Below are 2,088 nucleotides of genomic sequence, written 5' to 3'. Positions count from 1 at the left end.
GGGCGGCGTAGTCAGGGCTTCCAGCCCTGACTGTTCCAGCCCCGACACCGTCAGGCCAGGATGGCCTGACTACGCACTTTCACGGTAAGCAGGCGGGGGCAGGCCGAGCGCCGCGGGCAGATAGACCAAATCCTCGGGACGGTCGATATCACGCAGGCACTCCAGACGCGACCAGCGCCAGCCGAGTGCGTCGAGCCGCTGTCCCGTGAGCGCGGCGACCCGGTCGCTGCCCCAGGGCATCCGCTCGAAGAGCGAGTCATCGACGCGGCGCAAACCCAGCAGGACATAGCCGCCGTCCAGTGCCGGGCCCAGGACGGCGTCTTGCTGCCCCAGTGCGGTGAGCGCCGCGCCGAGATAGTCCGGCGAGAGCTCGGGGCAGTCGCTGCCGACCAGGATGACGGCCGCGGCGCGCGTCAGGGCCGCGCGGGCGGCGTGCGCCAGGCGCGCGCCCAGGTCCTGGCCCTCCTGGATATGGAGGTCGAGCGGCCAGTGCGCTGCCAGCCCGACGAAACAGGGGTGATCGGCATCGGGTGTGACCCACAGCTCGACCCTGGCCAGCCCCGCGGCGCAGAGCCGTCCGACGGTGTCCTCCAGCAGCCGCCGATGCAGACGGGCCGCACCCTGCGCACCCAGCGCGGGGATGAGGCGGGTCTTGGCCGCGCCGGCCACGGGTGCGCGTCCGAAGACGAGGATGCGGGCGTCCAGTGCGCAACCGTGCGCCGGGGTCTGGCGCTGACCTTGCCGCTCGGCTGGCATGACTCAGCCGGCCAGGGCGCCCGAGCAGCTCGATCCCTGTCCGGCGGTGCAGCCGTAGCAGTGGTCCGCCACCTGGATCGGCAGCCCCGGCAGGCGCCCCACCTCGAGGTCGCGCAGGTGCAGGCGCGAGCGGGTGCCGGCGTGCAGCGGCAGGTCGAGCATCTGGTTGAAGTCGCAGTCGTAGACGAAACCCCGCCAGTCGATGCTGATCAGGTCGCGGCACATGACCGAGCCTAAGTTATCGGCGCGATGGGCCGCTTTGAGCAGTTGCAGATAGGCGTCGAACCGGCCCTTGGAGATCAGGGTGCTGCCGAAGCGCTGGATCGGCATATTGGCCAGGGTGTAGAGGCGGTCGAAGCGGATGCCGTACGCCTCGTCAAGCCGTGCCCGATAGGCCGTCTCCAGGCCCGTCTGTTCGGGCGGCAGCGCCGGGCCCTGGGGATTGTAGACCAGGCTCAGCACCAGCGCGGCATCGCCGCGGCCGTAACCCAGGGCGTTCAGCCGCCGCAGGCCGGCGATGCTGGCGTCGAACACCCCCTTGCCGCGCTGCGCCTCGACCGCTTCGCGCAGGTAGCCGGGCAGCGAGGCGATGATCTCGACGCCGGCGGCGGCCAGGAATTCCGCCAGGTCCTCCTGGCCTGGTTCAGCGAGGATGGTGAGATTGCAGCGGTCGATGACGCGCACCCCCAGGGCGCGGGCCCTGGTCACGAGGTCGCGAAAGTCCGGGTGCAGTTCGGGCGCGCCGCCGGTGAGATCCAGGGTCTCGATGCCGCCGCGCGCCAGCACCGCCAGGATGGTGTCGATGGTGTCCCGGTCCATGCGCTCGGTGCGGTTCGGCCCCGCCGCGACATGGCAATGCAGACAGGACAGATTGCAGCGGTAGCCCAGATTGGCCTGAAGGGTCTTGAGGTCGCCGCGACGGAGCGCGGGAAAGTCGCTGTCGCGCAAGCGGGGGAGGGTGGCATGCATGGTCGATTGGCCTGGCTCAACTGGTATGGGGGTTGCACTGGCTTGGTAACGAGTCAAGAACAAGTCAGCGGACAACCCAGGGCCTTGCCCTGGGCTGGTATATGTGACCCCGTTGGGGTCAATCCTCCCGCCCGGACGCCTTGATCCCGCACGGGGGCGCCTCCCGTCGCCGCGACCCTCAAGCCCCGAAGGGGCGTGACATACCAGCCCAGGGCAACGCCCTGGGTGGCCTGTTGTAAAGGAGCCCAGCCCTGAAAGGGCGTGACATCCCCAGGCCGCGACGGGTTGCCGCAAGGGCGCGTGGCCGGGTCGGGTAGCCAGGCGACGTTACCGCCACCCAGCCCCCTAAGAACCGTGCTTGCG

General features: G+C 70.1%; 2 protein-coding genes. Both read right to left on the bottom strand.

Going from position 1 to position 2,088, the window contains the following annotated elements:
- Positions 1 to 69: 69 nt before the first annotated feature.
- Positions 70 to 756, bottom strand: coding sequence for a TIGR04282 family arsenosugar biosynthesis glycosyltransferase (locus tag QZY48_RS28545; RefSeq protein WP_295437054.1), 687 nt, complete (start codon positions 754 to 756; stop codon positions 70 to 72).
- 3 nt (positions 757 to 759) lie between these two features.
- Positions 760 to 1,725 (bottom strand): arsenosugar biosynthesis radical SAM (seleno)protein ArsS, encoded by a 966-nt coding sequence (gene arsS, locus QZY48_RS28540; protein ID WP_295437052.1) that lies wholly within the window; start codon positions 1,723 to 1,725, stop codon positions 760 to 762.
- Positions 1,726 to 2,088: the final 363 nt, after the last annotated feature.

The sequence above is a fragment of the uncultured Thiodictyon sp. genome, from assembly GCF_903828115.1.
Classification (GTDB): Bacteria; Pseudomonadota; Gammaproteobacteria; order Chromatiales; family Chromatiaceae; genus Thiodictyon.
This window is presented reverse-complemented; position numbering and strand designations above follow the sequence as displayed.

Bases quoted from the DNA above. Each gene is read 5' to 3' on its own strand.
- QZY48_RS28545 (WP_295437054.1), bottom strand. From the start codon at position 756: ATGCCAGCCGAGCGGCAAGGTCAGCGCCAGACCCCGGCGCACGGTTGC.
- arsS (WP_295437052.1), bottom strand. From the start codon at position 1,725: ATGCATGCCACCCTCCCCCGCTTGCGCGACAGCGACTTTCCCGCGCTC.